At 54.0% G+C, this 22239-nt stretch carries 28 protein-coding genes; all 28 read left to right on the top strand.

Annotated elements, in window-relative coordinates:
* The first annotated feature begins 5 nt into the window (after window positions 1–5).
* The 28 genes from fliG to rpsB all read left to right on the top strand — a co-directional run bounded on the left by fliG (window position 6) and on the right by rpsB (window position 22220).
* A complete protein-coding gene (fliG, locus tag KNO58_RS05505) occupies window positions 6–1013 on the top strand; it encodes a flagellar motor switch protein FliG (RefSeq protein WP_214752233.1) in 1008 nt (335 codons plus the stop codon).
* On the top strand, window positions 997–1719 hold the full coding sequence (locus tag KNO58_RS05500; RefSeq protein ID WP_214752232.1) for a FliH/SctL family protein: 723 nt from the start codon (window positions 997–999) through the stop codon (window positions 1717–1719). The genes fliG and KNO58_RS05500 overlap by 17 nt, the downstream gene beginning before the upstream one ends.
* Entirely contained in the window at window positions 1706–3025 is a 1320-nt protein-coding gene (gene fliI, locus KNO58_RS05495) for a flagellar protein export ATPase FliI (RefSeq protein WP_214752231.1), read from the top strand. The genes KNO58_RS05500 and fliI overlap by 14 nt, the downstream gene beginning before the upstream one ends.
* A complete protein-coding gene (locus tag KNO58_RS05490; protein ID WP_214752230.1) occupies window positions 3022–3456 on the top strand; it encodes a flagellar FliJ family protein in 435 nt (144 codons plus the stop codon). Before fliI ends, KNO58_RS05490 begins: the two co-directional genes overlap by 4 nt.
* Before the next feature lie 4 nt (window positions 3457–3460).
* Entirely contained in the window at window positions 3461–4021 is a 561-nt protein-coding gene (locus KNO58_RS05485; RefSeq protein ID WP_214752229.1) for a MotE family protein, read from the top strand.
* 20 nt (window positions 4022–4041) lie between these two features.
* Window positions 4042–5088 carry a flagellar hook-length control protein FliK gene (locus tag KNO58_RS05480; RefSeq protein ID WP_251026090.1) on the top strand — a complete coding sequence of 349 codons (1047 nt, stop codon included), beginning with the start codon at window positions 4042–4044 and terminating at the stop codon, window positions 5086–5088.
* The gene (locus tag KNO58_RS05475; RefSeq protein ID WP_214752227.1) at window positions 5060–5491 is read left to right on the top strand and encodes a flagellar hook capping FlgD N-terminal domain-containing protein; all 432 of its coding nucleotides are present in this window, start codon (window positions 5060–5062) and stop codon (window positions 5489–5491) included. Before KNO58_RS05480 ends, KNO58_RS05475 begins: the two co-directional genes overlap by 29 nt.
* An 11-nt stretch (window positions 5492–5502) precedes the next feature.
* Window positions 5503–6294 carry a flagellar basal body rod protein FlgG gene (gene flgG, locus KNO58_RS05470; RefSeq protein ID WP_214752226.1) on the top strand — a complete coding sequence of 264 codons (792 nt, stop codon included), beginning with the start codon at window positions 5503–5505 and terminating at the stop codon, window positions 6292–6294.
* Window positions 6294–6512, top strand: a complete 219-nt coding sequence (locus KNO58_RS05465; protein ID WP_214752225.1) for a flagellar FlbD family protein — start codon at window positions 6294–6296, stop codon at window positions 6510–6512. Before flgG ends, KNO58_RS05465 begins: the two co-directional genes overlap by 1 nt.
* The gene (locus tag KNO58_RS05460; protein WP_021067128.1) at window positions 6505–6954 is read left to right on the top strand and encodes a flagellar basal body-associated FliL family protein; all 450 of its coding nucleotides are present in this window, start codon (window positions 6505–6507) and stop codon (window positions 6952–6954) included. The genes KNO58_RS05465 and KNO58_RS05460 overlap by 8 nt, the downstream gene beginning before the upstream one ends.
* Window positions 6955–6963: 9 nt before the next feature.
* Window positions 6964–7953 (top strand): flagellar motor switch protein FliM, encoded by a 990-nt coding sequence (gene fliM, locus KNO58_RS05455; RefSeq protein ID WP_021067129.1) that lies wholly within the window; start codon window positions 6964–6966, stop codon window positions 7951–7953.
* Complete coding sequence (fliY, locus tag KNO58_RS05450) at window positions 7950–9065, top strand: flagellar motor switch phosphatase FliY (protein WP_214752224.1); 1116 nt, start codon at window positions 7950–7952, stop codon at window positions 9063–9065. The genes fliM and fliY overlap by 4 nt, the downstream gene beginning before the upstream one ends.
* 12 nt (window positions 9066–9077) lie before the next feature.
* The gene (locus KNO58_RS05445) at window positions 9078–9443 is read left to right on the top strand and encodes a response regulator (RefSeq protein WP_021067131.1); all 366 of its coding nucleotides are present in this window, start codon (window positions 9078–9080) and stop codon (window positions 9441–9443) included.
* The gene (locus KNO58_RS05440) at window positions 9440–9934 is read left to right on the top strand and encodes a flagellar biosynthetic protein FliO (RefSeq protein WP_214752223.1); all 495 of its coding nucleotides are present in this window, start codon (window positions 9440–9442) and stop codon (window positions 9932–9934) included. The genes KNO58_RS05445 and KNO58_RS05440 overlap by 4 nt, the downstream gene beginning before the upstream one ends.
* On the top strand, window positions 9931–10596 hold the full coding sequence (gene fliP, locus KNO58_RS05435; RefSeq protein WP_214752222.1) for a flagellar type III secretion system pore protein FliP: 666 nt from the start codon (window positions 9931–9933) through the stop codon (window positions 10594–10596). The genes KNO58_RS05440 and fliP overlap by 4 nt, the downstream gene beginning before the upstream one ends.
* A gap of 11 nt (window positions 10597–10607) precedes the next feature.
* The gene (fliQ, locus tag KNO58_RS05430; protein WP_021067134.1) at window positions 10608–10880 is read left to right on the top strand and encodes a flagellar biosynthesis protein FliQ; all 273 of its coding nucleotides are present in this window, start codon (window positions 10608–10610) and stop codon (window positions 10878–10880) included.
* Window positions 10877–11647 (top strand): flagellar biosynthetic protein FliR, encoded by a 771-nt coding sequence (gene fliR / locus KNO58_RS05425; protein ID WP_021067135.1) that lies wholly within the window; start codon window positions 10877–10879, stop codon window positions 11645–11647. Before fliQ ends, fliR begins: the two co-directional genes overlap by 4 nt.
* Window positions 11644–12735 (top strand): flagellar biosynthesis protein FlhB, encoded by a 1092-nt coding sequence (flhB, locus tag KNO58_RS05420; protein ID WP_214752221.1) that lies wholly within the window; start codon window positions 11644–11646, stop codon window positions 12733–12735. The genes fliR and flhB overlap by 4 nt, the downstream gene beginning before the upstream one ends.
* Window positions 12736–12793: 58 nt before the next feature.
* Window positions 12794–14767, top strand: a complete 1974-nt coding sequence (gene flhA / locus KNO58_RS05415; RefSeq protein ID WP_251026115.1) for a flagellar biosynthesis protein FlhA — start codon at window positions 12794–12796, stop codon at window positions 14765–14767.
* Window positions 14768–15847: a flagellar biosynthesis protein FlhF gene (locus KNO58_RS05410; RefSeq protein WP_214752219.1), complete on the top strand. Its 1080-nt coding sequence runs from the start codon at window positions 14768–14770 to the stop codon at window positions 15845–15847.
* On the top strand, window positions 15826–16665 hold the full coding sequence (locus KNO58_RS05405) for a MinD/ParA family protein (protein WP_214752218.1): 840 nt from the start codon (window positions 15826–15828) through the stop codon (window positions 16663–16665). Before KNO58_RS05410 ends, KNO58_RS05405 begins: the two co-directional genes overlap by 22 nt.
* 19 nt (window positions 16666–16684) lie before the next feature.
* Window positions 16685–18652, top strand: coding sequence for a chemotaxis protein CheA (locus tag KNO58_RS05400; RefSeq protein ID WP_214752217.1), 1968 nt, complete (start codon window positions 16685–16687; stop codon window positions 18650–18652).
* Between the two features lie 12 nt (window positions 18653–18664).
* Window positions 18665–19096, top strand: a complete 432-nt coding sequence (locus tag KNO58_RS05395; RefSeq protein WP_029595691.1) for a chemotaxis protein CheW — start codon at window positions 18665–18667, stop codon at window positions 19094–19096.
* Window positions 19086–19685 (top strand): chemotaxis protein CheC, encoded by a 600-nt coding sequence (locus KNO58_RS05390; RefSeq protein ID WP_021067142.1) that lies wholly within the window; start codon window positions 19086–19088, stop codon window positions 19683–19685. The genes KNO58_RS05395 and KNO58_RS05390 overlap by 11 nt, the downstream gene beginning before the upstream one ends.
* A complete protein-coding gene (locus KNO58_RS05385) occupies window positions 19678–20163 on the top strand; it encodes a chemotaxis protein CheD (RefSeq protein ID WP_214752216.1) in 486 nt (161 codons plus the stop codon). Before KNO58_RS05390 ends, KNO58_RS05385 begins: the two co-directional genes overlap by 8 nt.
* Window positions 20164–20174: 11 nt before the next feature.
* Complete coding sequence (locus tag KNO58_RS05380; protein WP_021067144.1) at window positions 20175–20945, top strand: FliA/WhiG family RNA polymerase sigma factor; 771 nt, start codon at window positions 20175–20177, stop codon at window positions 20943–20945.
* 13 nt (window positions 20946–20958) lie between these two features.
* Window positions 20959–21327, top strand: coding sequence for a hypothetical protein (locus tag KNO58_RS05375; protein WP_214752215.1), 369 nt, complete (start codon window positions 20959–20961; stop codon window positions 21325–21327).
* 152 nt (window positions 21328–21479) lie between these two features.
* The gene (gene rpsB, locus KNO58_RS05370) at window positions 21480–22220 is read left to right on the top strand and encodes a 30S ribosomal protein S2 (RefSeq protein ID WP_021067146.1); all 741 of its coding nucleotides are present in this window, start codon (window positions 21480–21482) and stop codon (window positions 22218–22220) included.
* Window positions 22221–22239 lie beyond the last annotated feature (19 nt).

The raw sequence follows: 22239 nt of genomic DNA, 5'->3' as shown, positions 1-22239 counted from the left end.
GTACTGTGAATTACGCCAAACAACCGAACCGAGAAAAAGCGGCCATGCTCATGATCTCGCTTGGACCTGAAGTGGCAGCGAGCGTCTACAAGCATCTGTCCGAAGAAGAGATGGAGCAATTGACGCTCCAGATTTCGGCGTTGAAAAAAGTATCATCCGAACAAAAAGAAGCCATCATGGGTGAGTTCCACGAGCTCGCTATGGCGCAGAGCTATATCACGCAAGGTGGCATCGGATTCGCGAAAACGGTACTCGAGAAAGCGGTCGGGGAAGAGAAGGCGATGGCCCTCATCCACCGCCTCACCTCGACGCTTCAAGTCCGACCGTTCGAGTTCGCCCGCAAGGCCGACCCGAAACAGTTGTTAAACTTTATCCAAAACGAGCATCCGCAGACGATTGCTTTGATTTTGGCGCATCTCGAACCGGTCAAATCAGGACAAATTTTATCTGAGCTGCCGCCTGAGATTCAGTCGGAAGTCGCCAAACGGATCGCGACGATGGACCGGCTCAACCCGGACGTGATTCATGAGATTGAACAGATTCTCGAGAAGAACTTGTCGCAAACGGATATGCAAGACTACGCCCAATCCGGTGGCATCGAGGCGGTCGTCGAAGTGCTCAACGGCGTCGACCGCACGACCGAGCGCACGATTCTCGATGCGCTTGAAATCGAAGACCCGGAATTGGCCGAAGAAATCAAAAAACGGATGTTCGTCTTCGAAGACATCGTCACGCTCGATTCGCGGGCGATTCAACGGATTATCCGCGAAGTGGCGAACGACGATCTCTTACTCGCCCTCAAAGTGTCGTCCGACGAAGTCAAACAGATCATCTTCAAAAACATGTCGCAACGAATGGTCGACACGTTCAAAGAAGACATGGAATTCATGGGGCCTGTCCGGTTGCGTGACGTCGAAGAGGCACAAAGTCGCATCGTCGGCATCATCCGTCGCCTAGAAGACGTCGGAGAAATCGTGATCAGCCGCGGCGGAGGAGATGACATCGTTGTCTAACGTAATCAAACGTCACTATGCGACACCGCTCGAACCGCAACGGATTGATTCAAAGCCGTTCCTCGAGCCGGTGAGTCCGCTACACCACGAAGAAGAGCAGGAGCGGTTGGCCCAAACGCGCGCACGGTTAGACGCGCAAGCAGCCGAACTCGAGGCGCGCCGCACTGCGATGGAGCATGAACTCGCCGACTTGCGGGAAGAAGTGCTCGCGTCGGCAAGGCAAGAAGGTTATGACGCAGGTTTCATCCACGGAAGACGGGAAGGCAAGGCGGAGTATGACGAGTTGACGACCCGATTGAACACGGTCAGCGTCGAGCTCGAGCAGTTGTTTGATACGAAATGGCGGGACGCCGAGCAACAGCTCGTCGCCCTCGCCGTCGAGGTCAGCGCCCGCGTGACGACAGAACTCGTCCGAAACGATGAGGCGTTGTTCGCCGACCGCGTCCGTGAACAGTTGCACCGTCAACTCGATGCCGAATCCTTGACGGTGTACGTCCATCCGACGCGACTCGCCTCGATTCAACGGTTTGAAGCGGACTGGGTCATCCCAGACGGCCCGGCCATCAAATACCGGGCGGATGCCGGCTTGGATGAGACGAGCGTGAGGATTGAGACCCCGCATCACGGAGATGAGCTCGATTTGAGCTATAGCTTTGATCGCGTCCGCTCCAAAATCGAGGAGGTCCTGGCCGATGGCGCTTATTGACCACGTGCTCGAGGCGATCACGTCCTCGCCCGATGACGAGTACGTCCGAAAAGTCGGACGCGTCCGTCGGGTCGTCGGGCTGATGATTGAGTCGAATGGACCGAGCGCCTTTATCGGCGAACGTTGTTTGATTGAGCTCCCATCGGGTCAACACGTCGAAGCCGAAGTCGTCGGATTCAATGAGGCACGCGTCCTGCTCATGCCGTACGGCGAAACGACGCAAATCGCACCGGGCTGTATGGTCAAAGGGACGGGACGGATGCTTCAAGTGCCGGTCGGCGACGAGTTGATTGGCCAAGTGCTCGACGGTCTCGGCCGTCCGTTGTCCGGTGAGGGTGCCACGCCCGGCGCACGTTACGACGTGCTTCGTAAGCCACCGAACCCACTTGAGCGCCCCCGGATTCTAGACGTCCTGTCGACAGGCGTTCGTGTCATCGACGGTCTGTTGACGGTCGGGAAAGGGCAACGGGTCGGATTGTTCGCCGGTTCCGGCGTCGGGAAGTCGACATTGCTCGGCATGATCGCCAAACGGTCATCGGCCGACATTAACGTTATCGCCTTGATTGGAGAGCGGGGCCGGGAAGTGAAAGAGTTCATCGAGAAAGAGCTCGGTCCGGAAGGGATGGCCCGCTCGGTCGTCATCGTGGCGACGAGTGACCAGCCGCCGCTCGTGCGGTTAAAAGGAGCCTATACGGCGACGGCCATCGCCGAATACTTCCGCGACCAAGGCAAGGAAGTCGTCCTCATGATGGACTCGGTGACCCGGTTCGCCATGGCGCAACGGGAAATCGGACTCGCCACAGGGGAACCACCGACGTCCAAAGGGTATACGCCTTCCGTCTTTGCGATGCTGCCGCAACTGTTAGAACGAAGCGGGACCGCCGTGACGGGGTCGATCACCGCGTTCTACACCGTCCTCGTCGATGGGGACGATATGAACGAGCCGATCGCGGATGCGGTGCGCGGGATTTTAGACGGACACTTCGTCATGGACCGTTCGCTCGCGAACCGCGGACAGTTCCCGGCGATTCACGTCTTGAAGTCGATCAGCCGGGTCATGAACCAAATCGCCACGCCGATGCACCGTGACGTCGCCCAGACGTTCCGTGGTTGGCTGGCCACGTATTTGGATGCCGAAGACTTAATCAATATCGGTGCCTATAAAAAAGGGACGAACCCGGCCATCGATACCGCCATCGAGCAGTATCCGAACTTGTTGACGTTTTTAAAGCAGTCCATCGAAGAAGAGGCCCCGCTCGAGCAATCGCTTGAACGCCTGGCCCAAATCGTGCGAGGTGAACGATGAACAGATTATTGTTAGAGCGCATCATGCCGATCGCAGAACACGAGAAAGAAGAGTCGGCGACGGAGATGAGACAATACAAAGCGCGGTTCGAGACGGAGATGGAGACGCTGTATCGGCTCGTATTGACGTATGAGTCGCTCATGAAGAGTCAAGATGAACAAGCTGGCGTCATTGACTTGCTCATGTCGCAATACCGGGAACAGACACGTGAACGGTTGAAGCGTCAAATCGAGACACAACAACTCGTCGTCCAGCAGGCGCGCAACCGCTACCATTTGTCGCAGGAACGCCTGCTCGGAAAAGTCGTCGAGGAAAAGAAATATGTAACGTTGCATGAAAAAGTCAGTCAAGGTGAAGTGGCCGCGACAAAGCTCATCGAACAGCACTTCATCGATGAGTTGGCAGTGATTCATCACGGGAAAGGGAAGTAAACCGATGGAAAAAGACAACACGAAGCGGGGTAGACAGCTATTGGTCGCACTCGTACTCGTCCCGGCCATCTTTCTGCTTGTCGGAGGGATTGTCGTCATGAACTATGCGATGGACCGTCCGTTGTTATCGGTCCCGTTTCTAGAGACCGGTTCAAAACCAGAGCCGGAAGAGAAAGTGAAGACGAACGTGAACGTGACCGGCGTGGACGCCGATGCCGCAAATCGATTGAAAGTGGCGAATGCCGAGATCGAGAAGCTTCGGGCCGATAACACCGAGTTGACGAACGAAGTGAAGGCGAGACAAGAAGAAGTCTCGAAGCTGATTCAAGAGCGAGACCGGCTCGTCGCGGAATTGGCGACGGCCAGTGCGGTCGAAGAAGAGACTTCGGACGTGTCTCGCGTCTATGAAGAGATGTCAGCGAAGCAAGCCGCTGCCATCATGAACGAGCTCGAGAGTCCGCAAGTGGCGAACCTATTGAAGGAATTGTCGCCAAAGCAACAAGCTGACATATTGGGACGGATGGATGCCCAGCAGGCCGCCGTCGTCACCCAGTTGCTCCAGTGACTGGAAAGGAGGACATGATGATGAATATCGCCTTACTGGCCCAATCGATGCAAGGGGCACCACAAAAAGGCGGGGAAGCGACTGCGACCCCGACCGGACAGTTTTTAGAATTGCTCTCGGCCATGCTCGGTACGACCCCGACCGCGGCGCCTGAAGCAATGCCCGTCTCGGAAGACGAAACATCACTCCCGCTCGAGAACGTATCGAATCGTTTAGAGCAGTGGCTTCAACAGCCGGATAGCCTGCAATGGCTGAAGTCGCTACCGGCCGATGCGTATCGCAAGTTCATGGATGCCTATATCGGGATCTTAAACCAAGTCGCCCCGGAACCGGCAACGGTCCCGGTCCCGGAGGAGTTGCCAGTACTCCTCACAAGCCAAGCGGCGGCGCCGACGCTCTCATTCACGCTCACGAAGAAAGAGACGGACACACTCGTCCAAACGGTGCCGGCCGATCAAGTCGAGGAGAACGTGCGCATCATCCAGCAAGTCGTTGCGCAATTTAAAGGGACGCTCGGACAGACCCCAAAACCTTTACCCGGTGTGACACAACCTGAAACGCAACCCGTACAGGTACAACAGCCGGTCAAAGAGACCGACTGGCTGCCGAAAAGCATGACGTGGTCCAAACCGAGCATCGACTCTGAGATGGTAATGTACGCTTCGAAAGGCTCATTGCCTGAGAACATGCAGGCCCGGATCGAAGCGGCCTTGCAACGGGCACCGTTCAAGAGCGGGGCCGATGGGTCGAAAGTGTTCACGGTCCGGCTTTATCCGGAACAGCTAGGGGAACTCGTCGTCAAACTCGAACGGCAGAACGGGGAACTCGTCGTCAAGCTGTTTGCGAGTAACCAAGAAGCGAAGCAGTTACTGCAATCACAATTAGGACAGTTGCAACAGACGCTCCAACCCGCGAACCCGAACGTCCGCGTCGAGGTCAACTTGACCCAACAAGCGCTAGAGACGAAAAACTCGAGCTTCAATGAGTTCGACCAACCTGAACCGGAACACCATGAACAACCGAAAGGAGACCCTGACGATGACGATCATCCAGCCGAAGACGAATGATTACACGCTCCCGGATCAATCGATGCCGAAAGCGACGAACCAATACGATCAAAGTATGTTCTTGAAACTGTTGCTCGCCCAGCTCGCCAACCAAGACCCGATGTCACCGATGGAAGACCGTGAGTTCATCGCACAGATGGCTCAGTTCTCGTCTCTCGAACAGATGCAGACGATCTCGAAACAACTCGACTCGGTGCTCGTCGACCGACAAATGGCCTCGATTTCGGAGTTCAGCAATATGATCGGGCAAACGGTCGCTTATACAAATGAAACGGAAACCGAGACGATTAAAGGCTCGGGACGTGTTATCTCGATTTCGAAGACCGAAGCCGGCTATGTGGCCGACCTTGAAGACGGAACGTCCGTCAACGTGTACAACATCACTTCCATCAAATCAGCATAGGAGGATTCATCATGTTAAGAGCAATGTACTCAGGTATCAGTGGATTAAAGAACTTCCAATCGAAGCTTGATGTCGTCGGGAACAACATCGCCAACGTCAACACGTTCGGTTATAAAAAAGGGCGCGTCACGTTCAAAGACCTCGTCAGCCAACAAGTCGGCAGTGCGACGGCGGCGAACGGTTTGAGCGGCGGGGTCAACCCGAAAGAAGTCGGTCTCGGGGGCACGATGGCGACCGTCGATAACGTCTATAACCAAGGTGCCATGCAAAACTCTGGCCGGGCGCTTGACGTCGGAATCTCGGGTGAAGGGTTCTTCGCCTTGGACGTGAACGGACAGACGCAATACACGCGGGCCGGTAACTTCTACACGGACAACGCCGGCGACCTCGTGAACGGGGATGGGGCTTATGTCCTTAATACGAACGGAGGCCGCATCAATATCCCGACTGGGGCGAAGTCGCTCTCAATCGGGAAAGACGGACAAGTCAGCTACGTCGATAACGCCGGAGCTTCGACAGTCGTCGGTCAAATCCAAGTCGTCACGTTCGCCAACAACGCCGGATTGTCAAAAGTCGGTGCGAACAACTTCATTCAATCGCAAAACTCAGGCGTGCCGAACGGCGGAATCGCTGGACAAGATGGTCGTGGCGAGCTCGTCTCGGGCGCACTCGAGATGTCGAACGTCGACTTGTCTGAAGAGTTCACAGAAATGATTGTCGCCCAACGTGGTTTCCAAGCGAACACACGAATCATCACAACATCGGACGAAATTCTCCAAGAACTCGTCAACTTGAAACGCTGATGATTCACGTCACGACGCTCCGGGGTGAAGAACTTGTGCTGAACGCCTTGTTCATCGAGACGGTCAAAGCCGAGCCCGACACGATCATTCACTTGTATAACGGCAAGACGTATATCGTCAGCGAGACGAAACAACAAATCATCGACCGGACGACGGCGTTCTATGCCTCGATCGGTCTGGTTGGAACGATAGGCATACGAGGTGAAGAAGATGAGTGAAGAAAAACAAAAAGGCGGCGCCATGAAGATGGTGCTCATCCTGTTAGTCGTCCTGCTCGTCATGGGCGGGGCCGGATTCATGACTTATAAATATTTGTTCGGGGACAACGTGACGGCGAAGACGAAACCCGTCACCGCCGAAGAGTTGGCCGAACGCAGCTTCACGACGGACGATATGACGACGAACATCCAAGATGAGCGTTTCATCAACGTCCAGTTCACGATCGTGACCGATGCCGCGGAGACGAAAGAAGATCTCGAACTTCGAAAGTTCCAAGTGCATAACGTCATCCTCGGTGACTTGGCCGGCATGACGAAAGCGAAGCTCACGACGAAAGAAGACATGCAAAAGTTTGAGCAGTCGCTCCGTAAACAATTAAACGGGCTGTTGGAGTCAGGTGAGGTCCAACGCGTCTATATGACGAAGAAAATCATACAGTGAGGTGGCATCATGGGAGAAGTCTTATCTCAACAAGAAATTGATGCCTTGCTATCGGCGTTAAGCAGTGGCGACGTCGAAGCCGACTCCTTTTTGGCCCAGGAAGAAGAGCGGAAAGTCCGGCAATATGACTTTAAACGGGCGGTCCGCTTCTCGAAAGACCAAATCCGAAGCTTGACCCGGATTCATGAGCATTTCACACGGATGCTGACCACGTTCTTCTCGGCCCAGCTCCGGACGTACGTCCAGTTTACGGTCAACTCGGTCGAACAGCTTCCGTATGACGAATTCATTCATTCTATTCCGAGCATGACGATGATCAACTTGATTGAAGCGCCGCCGCTCAATGGCCGTTTCATCATCGAAGTGAATCCGAACATCTCGTACGCGATGCTCGACCGCTTACTCGGCGGTCCCGGGGTCGAGATTGAAAAAGTCGAGAGCTTCACGGAAATCGAGATGCGCATCTTGACGCAATTATACAAACGAGCGTTTGCAGGATACGGAGACGCCTGGGAATCGATTGCCGAAATCAAGTCAGAGATGACAGCGGTCGAGGTCAATCCCCAGTTCCTTCAACTCGTCTCGCCAAACGAGACGGTCGTCCTCGTCTCGATCGGCGTCACCATCGGCGAAGTGAGCGGCACGATCAACGTCTGTTTGCCGTTCGTGACGATTGAGCCGGTGTTATCGAAACTGTCGAGTCATTACTGGATGCAAGAGGCGAACCGACGGAATGCGAGCGGGAACAGCAAAGAACCGCTCAAAGCCCAGTTGATGAACTCGTCGGTCGAGGTCGTATCCCTGCTCGGGGAGACGACAATCACGTTCGGCGACTTGTTGCATTTAGAGGTCGGGGATTGCTTGACGCTCGATCAATTGGTGAAAGACCCATTATCGATCATGGTAGGAGAAAATAAAGTGTTCAGAGGGCAAGTCGGTGTGAGCGGGAAGCGGATGGCGGTCCAAGTGCTCCACCGGGTGAAGGAGGAAGAGCAATGAGTGAGATGTTGTCACAAGATGAAATAGACGCGTTATTGCGCGGGACGAGCGAGTCGTCAAAACCGGAGGCAAATCCTGAAGAGCATCTTGATTCGATGGAAAGCGACGCCTTAGGAGAAATCGGAAATATCTCGTTCGGTAACTCGGCGACGGCGCTATCGACGTTATTGCAACAAAAAGTAGAAATCACGACGCCGATCGTCAGTGAAGTCACCATCGATGCGCTGCGCGAGCGTTATCCAACGCCGCACGTTGCACTTCGAGTCGGCTATACGGAAGGCTTGCAAGGCGAGAACGTGCTCGTATTGACACGTGAAGACGCCGCCATCATCTCAGACTTGATGCTCGGTGGGACCGGGATTGGCGTCGATCCAGAAGGACTTGATGAAATTCGTCTGTCAGCCGTCCAAGAGGCGATGAACCAAATGATGGGAGCGGCAGCGACATCCCTGTCGACCGTATTCTCGAAAAAAATTGATATTTCACCACCGCTTGTCGAAGTGTTCGATGCGACGAAAAACCAAACGATTATCGACCGTCTCGAGCTTTGGGAGACAATGGTACTCATCGAGTTCAACTTGAAGGTTGGCACGTTAATCGATTCGAAAATCGTTCAAATCGCACCGGTCCAGTTCGGGAAACAACTCGTCAACGAACTGATGGCCGCCACATCACCAGCCCCGGTCGCTCCGGCTCCGGCAGCTGCCCCTGCCGCACCGAAACAGGAAGCGCCGAAAGCACCGGCACCAGCCGCTCAGCAACCGGTACGTCCGCAAGCGAAATCGGTACCAGAGGTCGCCGTGAGCCAGGCAGAGTTCATGCCGCTCCACGCACCGACGACGAACGACTCGATTCCAGCGAATCTTGGGTTGTTGTATGACGTGCCGCTCAACGTGACGGTCGAACTCGGGCGGACGAAACGTTCGGTCCGAGAAGTGCTCGAGCTGTCACAAGGTTCAATTATCGAACTCGATAAGTTGGCCGGTGAGCCGGTCGATATTTATGTGAACCAACAACGGATCGCCCGCGGCGAAGTCGTCGTCATTGAAGAGAACTTCGGCGTCCGTGTAACAGAAATTATCCAACCGCACGAGCGGATTGGCATCGTTTAAGGAGGAAGAACAATGAGTGCAAAAATTTTAGTAGTAGATGACGCGGCGTTCATGCGCATGATGATTAAGGATATCTTGACAAAGAATGGATTTGAAGTCGTCGGAGAAGCGGAGAACGGTGTCGATGCGGTCGCGAAATATCGTGAACTCATGCCCGACCTCGTCACGCTCGACATCACGATGCCAGAAATGGACGGCTTGGCCGCATTGAAAGAAATCCGTGGGTTCGATTCGAACGCGAAAGTAATCATGTGTTCGGCGATGGGACAACAAGCAATGGTCATCGATGCGATTCAAGCAGGAGCAAAAGACTTCATCGTCAAACCGTTCAACGCTGAACGCGTCGTCGAAGCAGTCTCAAAAACGGTCGCACAATGAACAAGTGGTGGTTGATTATCCTTCTCGTGGCTGGGTTATTCGTCCCGGCCACGGTCGAGGCCGCCACCGTCGACCAACAGTTCGAACAGCAACAGCCAGACACGAAAGACGAACCGGTCACATCGGCCGTCTCATCGGTCGGCATGGCCATCAAGCTCATCTTGAGCATGGTCGTCGTCATCGGTGGGTTCCTCGTCCTCGTGCGTTGGTTGAACGCACGGACGCAAGGCGTGAAGTCGGCTCAGCATTTGACCCATCTCGGCGGTGTCCCGCTCGGCAAAGACCGTTCGGTGCAACTCGTCAAGCTCGGTGAACAAGTGTACGTGCTCGGTGTCGGCGACTCGATTCAATTGCTCGACCGGATTGATGCCGAAGCGATGGACGAAGCGGCGCTCGATGCCCCGACCTTGAACCAGTCGAACTCGTCGGCTTTTCTCGACACGTTCAAACAACAGTTGGCCCAGATTGAAGAAGTGAGGAAGAAACGATGACGACGATTGAACAATTGATTAACTTGGAGACGCCAGATAGTACATCGACCTCAATCAAACTATTGGTCGTGCTCACTTTGCTCACGCTCGCGCCCTCGTTTTTAATCTTGATGACTTGTTTCACACGGGTCGTCGTCGTGCTGTCGTTCATCCGTCCGGCACTCGGGACGCAACAGACGCCACCGAACCAGTTGATTATCGGGCTCGCCCTGTTCATCACGTTGTTCGTCATGTCGCCTGTGCTATCGGAGTTGAATGACAAAGCATTGTCGCCTTATATGGATGACGAAATCAGTCAAGACGAGGCGTTCGAAGAGGCTGGGAATACGATGAAACGATTCATGGCCCAATATACGCGCCAAGAGGATTTGCAATTATTTATTAAATATGGGAACTATGAGCAACCTGAGTCGGTCGAAGACGTCCCGCTGCTCGCGATGGTCCCGGCCTATGCGATTAGCGAGTTGAAAACGGCGTTCCAAATCGGGTTCATGATCTTCTTGCCATTTTTGATTATAGATATGGTCGTAGCAAGTGTCCTCATGTCAATGGGGATGATGATGCTTCCGCCGGTCATGATCGCCTTGCCGTTCAAATTGTTACTGTTTGTGTTGGTGGATGGATGGCACTTGATTGTGGAGTCCTTGCTTAGAAGTATGTAGGAGGAACGAATATGACGCAGGAAATGGTCATTTATTTGGCGACGGAGAGTGTGTGGACGTTATTGAAAATCTCGATGCCGCTCTTATTGATTTCGCTCGTCGTCGGTCTCGTCATTTCGATTTTACAGGCGACGACACAAATTCAAGAACAGACGCTATCGTTCGTCCCAAAGATCGTCTCGGTCTTTATCGGGCTCGTCGTCTTCGGACCTTGGATGCTGCAACAGATTGAAGGGTTCACCCGTTTGATTTTTGAACTCATGGTCGAGGTCGCCTCGAAATGAACGCGGTCGATTTCATCAGTCTGTATGGATTGACGTTCGCCCGTCTGTCAGGCTTCTTCGTGAGCGTCCCGTTATTTTCATCCCGGCAACTGCCGGTCATGCACCGCGTCGCGTTCAGTGCCTTTTTAGCGTACTATGCGATGTTCACGGTGACAGAGCCACTCGATCTCGGCCAAGCCTATATCTTGCAGGTATTGTACGAGGTGTTGATCGGCTTGGTGCTCGGTATATTGATTAACATATTATTTTTCGCGCCCCAGATTGCGGGTGGCGTCATCGATTTACAGCTCGGACTCGCGATGGCATCGGCCTATGACCCGATGTTTGGAGGCCAGTCGCCGCTGATTGGTCGATTCTACTATATTTTCACGTTGTTTATCATGCTGTCGAGCAACTTACATCTGCTGCTGATTGATGGCATCTATTATAGCTTTCAAATTTATCCGCCGGGTCAGCCAATTATCGACTTCAGCGAAGCGTCACTCATGATGGCCGTCAAGGTCGTCACGATGACGATGATGGTCGCCTTGCAACTTGCCTTTCCGCTCATGGCATCGCTCTTGCTCGTCGACATGGCGCTCGGATTCTTGGCGAAATCGGCGCCGCAATTCAATATTTTTGCAATCGGATTTTCATTCAAGCTGATTGCGGGATTTTCGGTCATGGTCGTCATGATGGGGTTGACCTTGAACGGCATCAGCCAATTCATCCCGATTTTACAAGAAGTGTTACGTGATTTTATGACTGTGCTAGGAGACGCCTCATGAAGCCTCTATATACCTTATCGGTCGATCTTCAATTTTTTGCAGGAGAAAAAACCGAAAAAGCAACACCGCGTAAACGAGAGGACTCGCGCAAGAAAGGCCAAGTGGCCAAGTCGGCCGATTTGACCGGGGCTTTCGCCTTGTTCGCGATGTTTCTCATGTTATCGTTCTTAGGGCCGTATCTCGGCAAACAGTTGTTCAGTGTGACGAAAGATTTGCTCGGTCCGAGTTATTTGCTGTTCGATCTGTCGAACGGATTGTCCGGCATGCTCACCGACTTGTTGCTTCGCGTCGGACTGATCGTGGGCCCGTTCTTCGTGGTCGCCGTCGTGTTCGGGATATTAATCAACTACCTTCAAATCGGGACGTTGTTCTCGGCAGAAGCGATTCAACCGAAACTCGAACGAATCGATCCGATTAAAGGGGTCAAACGGATTATCAGTATGAAAGCGGTCGTCGAATTTTTAAAGTCCTTATTCAAATTATTGATTATCCTGACGACTGCCGTCGCCGTGCTCTGGCAGAACCAAAAAGAACTGTCCCGCATGGCGGTCGAACATATCCGTGAATCGGTCATCGCGCTCGCCCATATCACGATTGAACTCGGACTGTGGGTGAGTGTGGCCTTGCTCGCGCTCGCGTTACTCGACTTTTTCTATCAACGGTTCGATTTTGAGAAATCGATTCGCATGTCGAAGCAAGATATTAAAGACGAGTATAAGAACAGTGAAGGTGACCCGCTCATCAAGTCGAAAATCAAACAACAACAACGGGAGATGGCGATGCGCCGCATGATGCAAGAAATCCCGAATGCGGACGTCGTCATCACCAACCCGACCCATTATGCCGTCGTCATCCGGTACGACGACACGAAAGACTTCGCGCCGCTCGTCGTCGCCAAAGGGGTCGATCGCGTCGCCTTCAATATCCGTGACGTGGCCAAAGAACATGATATCCCGATTGTCGAAAACAAACCGTTGGCCCGTGCGTTGTACGCCCAAATGGATATCGGGGAAGTCGTTGACGAGTCGTTTTATCAGGCGATCGCCGAAGTGCTCGCATTCGTCTATCAATTGAAACAACCGTCTTGAGGAGGAGTATGTATTGGCTGTAAAAGCTAAAGATTTTGCGGTATTGATCGGCGTTCTCATGATCGTCGTCATGCTCGTCATCCCGTTACCGGGGTTCATGTTAGATTTCTTAATCATTGTCAATATACTCATTGCGTTGCTCATTTTGCTCGTCGCGATGAACGCCCGGGAAGCACTCGACTTCTCGGTTTTTCCTTCGCTGTTGCTGATTGTGACGTTATTCCGGCTCGGATTGAACGTGTCGACGACACGTTCGATTCTCTCGACCGGATACGGTGGGGAAGTCATCGCAACATTTGGAGACTTTGTCGTCGGCGGGAAAGTGCTCGTCGGATTCGTCGTCTTTCTCATCCTCGTCATCATCCAGTTCGTCGTCATCACGAAAGGGGCCGAACGCGTATCCGAAGTGTCGGCACGTTTCACCCTCGATGCGATGCCAGGGAAACAGATGGCCATCGATGCCGATTTGAACTCGGGATTGATTGATGACAAAGACGCGCAAATCCGCCGGAAAAAGATTCAAAGCGAAGCCGACTTTTATGGGTCGATGGATGGGGCCTCGAAGTTCGTCAAAGGGGACGCCATCGCCGGGATTATCATCGTCGCCATCAACTTGATTTTCGGAATCATCATCGGTGTCGTCGACATGGGTCTACCGGTCGGCGAAGCGTTCCAAAAGTTCTCGCTCATGACGATTGGGGACGGGCTCGTCGGTCAAATCCCGGCGCTCCTCATCTCGACAGCAACCGGGATTATCGTCACACGTGCTGTCTCGGACGGGAACCTCGGCGAAGACGTCGTCGACCAGCTCGGGCAAAACCCGACGCTGCTCTATATCGCCGGCTCCATCGTCATCATGCTTGGAATCATCTCACCGAGTCTGCTCCCGGTGACACTGATCATTGCCGGCGCCACGTTCTACGGCGCTTATACGATGCGTCGCAATTTGAAACGGACCATCGACACGCCGTTACCGGAAGAAGAACCGGCGGCACCGACTGAGACGGTCGTCTCGCTGTTACAGATTGATGCCATCGAGTTCGAGTTCGGCTACGGACTCATTCCGCTCGCCGATGAATCGCAAGGCGGCGATTTGCTCGACCGGGTCGTCATGATCCGACGTCAGCTCGCACTCGAACTCGGGTTCATCTTGCCGACGGTTCGGATTCGCGACCATCTGCAACTGTCACCGAATGCGTATCGGATCAAAGTGAAAGGGAACGTCGTCGCGGAAGGCGAACTCTTGCTCGATCATTACTTGGCGATGAGCCCCGGCATTGAAGATCCGGAAGTGTATGGAATTGAAACGACGGAGCCGGCGTTCGGTCTCCCGGCGCTATGGATTGATGAAGAGACGCGCACCCGTGCCGAAATGAGCGGGTATACCGTCGTCGATCCGCCATCCGTCGTGGCGACACATTTGACCGAGACGCTCAAGAAACATGCCGCCGACCTTCTCGGCCGCGAAGAGACGAAACAACTCGTCGAACATTTGAAAGAGACACACCCGGTGCTCGTCGAAGACGTGACACCGTCCGTCTTGTCGATTGGCGACATTCAAAAGGTGCTCCGTCATCTGTTGAAAGAACATGTCTCGATTCGCAACTTACCGCTCTTATTCGAGACGATGGCCGATTACGGCAAAGTGACGAAAGACGCAGACATCCTCGGCGAATATTGCCGGCAAGGTCTGTCCCGCCAATTGACGGACCAAGTCAGTCCGCCCGACGGACCGCTCTATGTGGTCACGCTCGGCGGTCAGACCGAACAGTTGATACAAGACGCCGTTCAAAAAACGGAGTTCGGCAACTATTTGGCGCTCGACCCGGAACAAGCGCGCGAGATAATCGAACGCTCGGGCGAGCAACTATCCATGTTCGAACGTTATGGTGCTTCGGCCGTCATTCTCTGTTCGCCGACGATCCGTCTGTTCGTGAGACAATTGCTCGAACGGTATTATCCGGACGTGCCGGTCCTCGCCTACAACGAACTGCTCAGCTCGGTTGAAGTGAAAAGTATTGGGGTGATTTAAATGCAAATCAAAAAATATACAGGCAAGACGATGGCGGAAGCGATGGCGAAAGTCAAACAAGAATTTGGCGATGACGCCGTCATCTTGAATTCGCGCCAAGTGAAGAAAGGGTGGCTCGGCTTGTTCGCCTCACAACATGTCGAGGTCATCGCCGCGCTCGAGAAAGCACCGCTCGCCGTCAAACCGCGTACGGTCACGAAGCCGGTCACAGCACCGAAACCTGAGCCGGCGCCAAGACGTCAATCGCAGCCCCTAAACGTGGTGGGCGCTGCGCCTGACATGTCGGCAGCGAGACGGTTGCCGGCACCACTGGCACACGTCGAAGCACTGCTCGCGTCCGAATCGTTTCACGGCGAGTCGTGGGACGAAGCGATTCAGGAGCTGTATTACACGACAAAATCGGTCGATGCCGTCGAGCGTTACGTCCGCGATCAAATCCGAAGTTCCTTCTTGCCCGTACCCGAACCGAAGCGGTACATGATGCTCGTCGGTCCGACCGGCGTCGGCAAGACGACGACGCTCGCGAAACTTGCCGCGCACTACAAGCTCGAGCATGGGCTCTCGGTCGGCTTGATCACGACGGATACGTATCGGATTGCGGCGATTGAACAATTGAAGACGTACGCCGAGATTTTAGACATCCCGGTCGAGGTCGCCTACGATTTTGATGACTTCAAGCGGGCGAAACAGTTGTTCGCTCGCAAAGACATCATTTTGATTGATACGGCCGGCCGTAACTTCCGCGACGAGGCGTATGTCGAGCAGTTCGAGCGACATCACGACTTTTCGGAGACGAGTCTCTCGCTCGTCCTCAGCCTGACGTCGAAGATGCGAGATATGGACATGATTTATCGTCAGTTCGAGCCGTTGCCGCTCGGGTCGCTCATCTTCACGAAAGCCGATGAGACGAGCGACATCCACGCGATGTACCGGATGGTTCGCGAGAGCGGATTGCCGGTCGCTTGGCTGACGGACGGACAAGAAGTGCCGGACGACCTCGTCAACGGGGACCCGGCCCGGCTGACCGATCGGTTGCTTGAGAAAGAAGGGTGGACCCAATGGACCAAGCAAGACGTCTAAGGGCGAAAACAGAGGCCCCACCGACGACAATCGCTTTCGCGAGCGGGAAAGGCGGGGTCGGCAAGACGAACGTCTGTGTCAACACGGCCATCGGCCTCGTCGAGCTCGGCAAGCGCGTGTTAATCGTCGATCTCGACATCGGGATGGCGAACGTGCATATCTTGTTGAACGCCTCGCGGTCGCGGACGATGATGGATTCGGTCAAAGCCCGAATTCCGCTGGCCGCCTCGGTTCAGAAAGGCGTGCATGGTGTCGATATATTACATGGGGGGAGTGGACTCGACGAACTAGTCCAATTCTCACATGCCGATATGCAATTTTTTATGCGTGAACTCGAAGTGCTCACTGAATACGATTATGTCCTGTTCGACATGGGGGCTGGGGCGACCGACACATCCCTTCAATTCATTGAAGGATGCGATGAGATGTTTCTCATCTTGACGCCGGAACCGACCTCGCTCATGGACGGGTACGCCTATACGAAGCTGGTGCATCGTCAGAGCCCAGACTTGCCGCTCGGCGTCATCGTCAATCGGGCCCAATCGGGTGAGGAAGCGCTGCAATGTTTTGAACGAATGGAAGTTGCGTGTGAGCAGTTTTTAAAGAAATCGATTCGATTCCTCGGGTATTTACCAGATGACGCCACGGTCAGACGAGCGGTCATCGCCCAAGTCCCGTTTTACCATCTGGACCGGAAAAGTGATATCAGTTGGCGGTTAGAGCGGATTTTAACGACCTTGACCGGGACACCGCCGAAACCACGTCATTTCATGGATCGTTTGATGGGGAACTTGAAACGTCAGTGGAACCGAGTTTAACGACAGGGAGGCATTATAGATGGACGTGAACGAATACTTAGGATTGTTTTTAGATGAGTCGCAAGAACATATTCAATCGGTGAACACCCAACTGTTAAAACTTGAACAGACGGGCAGCCAAGATGCGATTCAAGAGATTTTCCGCTCCGCGCATACGCTCAAAGGCATGTCGGCGACGATGGGTTACGAGAGTGTGGCCAACTTGACGCATGAGATGGAGAGCGCGCTCGACTTGGTTCGGGCCGGCAAGAAAGAGAGCAACCAGCTGTTGCTCGACACGATGTTCTCTGCGATGGAACAAATCGAAGAGATGATCGCCAATATCGAGACCGGCGGCCGCGGCGCGAACGTCGATGTCGCTGCGACGGTGTCTGCGTTCCAGTCGTTCATCGGCAGCACGCCAAAGGCGGCTCCGACGGTCGAGACCAACGTCTTCACGGCCGACCTTTATACGGATTCGGTCATCACGCAAGCGAAGGAGACGGGCTTCGAGGCGTTCCAATTGCACGTGAAACTATCCGATGCCGTCGTCTTGAAAGCGGCGCGTGCCTATATGGTATTCGATCGCCTGCAAGAGCTCGGCGAAGTCGTCCGGACGTTACCGGAAACCGAGGCCATCGAACAAGAGCAGTTCGACCTCTCATTTGACGTCTTGTTTGTGTCACAAGAGACGGCCGACGTGATTGAACACGCCGTGTCGCAAGTATCAGAAGTCGAGTGCGTCCACGTGACGGTGTATACGAGTGCATCAAGCGAACCGGAAGTCGCCGTCAGTGTTGAGACGGGCGCCGTCGCGGAACCGAAACCGAAAGTCGAGGCGGACGAGCCGAAAGAACAGGCTGTCGCCCAGGCGAAGACGATTCGCGTCAACTTGGAACGGATTGATCGCTTAATGAACTTATTCGAAGAATTCATTATCGACCGCGGTCGTCTCGAGCGGCTCGCCGATGAAGTCGGACAGCCAGAATTGAACGAGACGGTCGAGAAAATCAAACGCGGGACGAACGAACTCCAATCACTCGTCCTGACGCTCCGGATGATGCCGATCGAGCAAGTGTTCAACCGCTTCCCACGCATGGTGCGTTCGGTCGCGAAAGACATCCATAAGAAAGTCCAGCTTGATATCACGGGCGCGGAGACGGAACTTGATCGGACGGTCATCGATGAGATCGGCGACCCGCTCGTTCACTTGATTCGCAACGCCATCGACCACGGCATCGAACTGCCGGAAGTCCGTGTTGCAGCCGGGAAGCCGGAGCAAGGAAGTCTTGCGCTCCGGGCCTATCATGGCGGCAACCGTGTCTTCATTGAAATCGAGGACGACGGGGCAGGAATCCACGTCGATAAAGTCCGGTCGAAAGCGCTCGAGCGCGGTGTCATCACGCCGGAAGAAGCAACAACGATGACCGATAACGAAGTGGCCATGCTCATCTTCGCCCCAGGTTTCTCGACGGCAGACGTCGTCACCGATTTGTCTGGTCGTGGTGTCGGTCTTGACGTCGTCAAAAACAAAATCGAGTCACTCGGTGGGGTCGTCACGCTCGAGACGGTCGTCGGACAAGGGACGAAATTCCAAGTCAGCCTTCCGCTCACGCTGTCCATCATCTCAGCGATGCTCGTTCAAGCGGGTGAGGAGACGTACGCCATCCCGCTGTCATCGATTCTCGAGACGACGCTTCTCGACGAGGCCGACATTTTGACGGCCCATCGCGAACGTGTCTTCGATTTCCGAGGTCAGCTCGTCCCGCTCGTCTATTTAAAAGAAATGTTTGCGATTGAGACGGAAACGAAGACGCAATTCCCGGTCGTCGTCGTCCGCAAAGGAAATAAACTCGTCGGTGTGGTCGTCAACGATTTGATTGGCCAACAAGAGATTGTCATGAAGCCGCTCGGTACGTATCTCGAGGGCATTCCGGCCATCTCGGGTGCGACGATACTCGGAGACGGGCGTGTCGCCTTGATTGTCGACAGCAACGATCTGTTCTAAGGAGGAAGAAGCATGGAACAAAAATGGGTAGTCTTTTCACTGGGAACGAACACGTACGGGATCGATGTCCAATCGGTCCGCTCGATTGAACGGGTACAACCGGTCACACGCGTCCCGAACGCACCGGCTCACGTCAAAGGTGTCATCAATCTGCGCGGTGTCGTCACACCGGTCATCGACCTTCGCCTCCGCCTCGGTTATGAAGCGATTGAACCGACCGACGAGACCCGGATTTTGATCGCCTCGCTCAATCAAGGCGATGCCGGCTTTATCGTCGACCGCGCCAACGAGGTCGTCGAAAGCGAAGACGTTCGCCTCGAGCCGATTCCTGAATCGAGTCGAGACATGTTGTCGGCTCATTTGACGGCGATCGCGAAAGGGGAGGACAAACTGTTCTCGCTTCTAGACGCCAACGCGTTGTTCGAGGAACAACATGCTGAGTGAGTTCGAGCAAGATTTATTGAAAGAACTTGGTAATATCGGATCGGGCCATGCAGCGACGGCATTGTCGACGCTGTTGGCCAAGCCGGTCAACATTACCGTCTCCTCGGCCGAGATGGAACCAATCACGTATTTGCCGGAACGGGTCGGCGGTCCTGAGCGTCACGTGGCGTCCGTGCTGTTAGAGCTCGGAGGCGACATCAGCGGCATGATCCTCATCCTATTCCCGGTCGATGACGCCGAGATGATGGTCTCATCACTCATCGGGAGCGGGTTCACGTTCCAAGCGGCCGATGAACTCGGTCAGTCGGCATGGGAAGAGATCGGAAATATCATGAGCGGGGCCTACGCCCGGGCGCTCGGCGATTGGTTGAATACACCGATCCCGATTCACGTCCCGGCGACAGCGGTCGACATGGCCGGTTCAATCGTCGAATTCGTCGTCACATCGGTCCAGCCCGAAGAAGATGCGGCGCTCTATATCGATACGACGTTCCGCATCGACGGAAAAGTAAGTGCCGGACATGTGTTGTTCCTACCGACGCATGGCTCGCTCGAACGGATTAAGCAGCGGTTGATGGGCCATGGCTGAAGTACTCAAAATCGGGATTGCGGAATGGAAGCAGACGACGGCGCCGAACAAGTTGCGAACGGCCGGGCTCGGTTCGTGTGTCGGGGTCATCCTGTACGACGTCCGGCTCCAAGTCGCGGCGATGGCCCACGTCATGTTGCCGGATTCGGCGATTGCCCGGAAACATCAAACGATTGAAGTAGGAAAATATGCGGATACGGCCATCGATGCACTCGTCGCCTCATTGAAACAGGCCGGGGCCGGTCGGCTGCAAGCGAAGATGGCCGGGGGCGCCCAAATGTTTCAATTCAAGTATGAGAACGAGGCGATGCGTATCGGTGAACGAAATGCCGAGGCCGTCCGCAATGCTTTAAAAGCGCACCGGATCCCGCTCATCGCCGAGGACTGTGGTGGACACAATGGGCGAACGATTGAATTTGATGTGGCGACTTGCGTCCTGTCGATTCGAACGGTCAGCGTGGGAACAAAGGAAATTTAGGGGGGATCGACATGACGACTCAACTTACCGAGTTGTGGGATCGTTGGAATACTGACCGCGATATGGATACGGCGAATGAACTTTTGACGCACTATGAGTTCCTGATCCATTATCACGTGCAACGAATGATCGTGACGCTCCCGAAGAGCGTCGAACGCGACGAATTGAAAAGTTTGGGTTACATGGGATTGTACGATGCCCTCATGAAATATGATCCAGAACACAACAACAAGTTTGACACGTACGCGGCGTTTCGGATTCGGGGCGCGATCATCGACGGACTACGGAAAATCGATTGGTTGCCACGATCGGTGCGTGAACGGGTGAAAAAGATTGACCACGTCGCCGAACAGCTCGAACAGAAGCTGCACCGGGCCCCGACGAAAGAAGAGCTGGCGCACGCGTGCGAATTGCCGGTCTCTGAAATCGAGAAGGCAATGGCGGAAGGCTACTTTGCGAACATGTTGTCCATCGATGAGGCGGTAACGCTTCAAGAGGAAGGCAAGGTCATGTCCGTCACGTATTTCGACCCCGATTCCGAAAAACCGGAAGATACACTTCTGCAGCGCGAGCTGCTCGATGTGTTGACGAACGAGATTGAGCATTTATCTGAGAAAGAGCGGCTCGTCGTGTCGTTATTCTATTTCGACGAGTTGACGTTGACGGAAATCGGTGAAGTGTTGGAACTATCGACGTCCCGCATCTCCCAAATTCATTCCAAGGCGCTGAAGACGTTGAAGCTGGCGCTCGGACGTTCCTATTTAGAAGAAAAGACATCGTGAAGGAGGGATGGAGATGACCGTCGTCTATATCGGGATCGCCTGTATCGTCGCGTACGGACTGTTGATTTTGTTTCGTCAAGTCCAGGCGCTGACGGCTCGTGTCACGCGACTCGAACAAGAGAAGCGTGAGACCGAGGCCCTCCTGTTGTCGTTCATGGAATCGATAAACGATGTCGTGAAACACCCTGCGCCTTCGAGCGAGGAGTCGGCTATGGAACCTGCACTTGAGGATTCGCTGCTGGAGGCACCGTCGTCCCGTGAGCGCCAACAGGCACCGCACGTCGAAGACGTTTTGCTGAACCATTCGGTCCGAGAGACGGCCCGACTGCTCGGAAAAGGTGAGGGCGAAGTCGCCCTTTATGCCAAACTTCGCAAAAAGTGAGAGTTGCCGGATTGGCTGACATATGCTATAGTAATTTTCGGTGTTAAACACATCACACACGTCTCGGGATGGTATTCCTCGGTGCCGAAAGGTCGGAATACAACGATGAACGAGGCGGAGGACTTTTTTAAACCACAAGGAGGAAATTTATCATGGCAGTAATCTCAATGAAGCAATTGCTCGAAGCTGGTGTACACTTCGGTCACCAGACACGCCGTTGGAACCCAAAAATGGCGAAATACATCTTCACGGAGCGTAACGGAATCTACATCATCGACCTTCAAAAAACGGTCAAAAAAGTAGACGAAGCTTACAACTTCGTTCGTGAACTCGCGGCAGAAGGCGGAAACGTCCTCTTCGTAGGTACGAAAAAACAAGCTCAAGACACGATCAAAGAAGAAGCACTCCGTTCAGGTATGTACTTCATCAATGAGCGTTGGTTGGGTGGAACACTTACTAACTTCTCAACAATCAAAAAGCGTATCAACCGCTTGAAGCAGCTTGAGAAAATGGAAGCTGACGGTACGTTCGAAGTACTTCCTAAGAAAGAAGTCATCATCTTGAAAAAAGAAATGACACGTCTTGAGAAGTTCCTCGGCGGAATCAAGGACATGCCAGGTGTTCCTGATGCCCTCTTCATCGTTGACCCACGTAAAGAGCGTATTGCGATTGCAGAAGCTCACAAATTGAACATCCCAATCGTTGCGATTGTCGACACAAACTGTGACCCAGACGAAATCGACTACGTCATCCCAGCGAACGACGATGCGATTCGTGCGGTTAAATTGCTCACTTCTAAGATGGCAGACGCGATCATCGAAGCGAAGCAAGGCGAAGAAGAAGTAGCTGAAGAAGCAGTAGCTCCAGAAGCTGAAGCGACAGAAGCTGAGTAATCGGTCAGACAACAGGTGA

The organism is Exiguobacterium sp. J17977, from assembly GCF_018616375.1.
In the GTDB taxonomy this organism is placed as follows: Bacteria; Bacillota; Bacilli; order Exiguobacteriales; family Exiguobacteriaceae; genus Exiguobacterium; species Exiguobacterium mexicanum.
The sequence above is the reverse complement of the archived record's forward strand: the minus strand, read 5'-3'. Positions and strand labels throughout refer to the sequence as shown.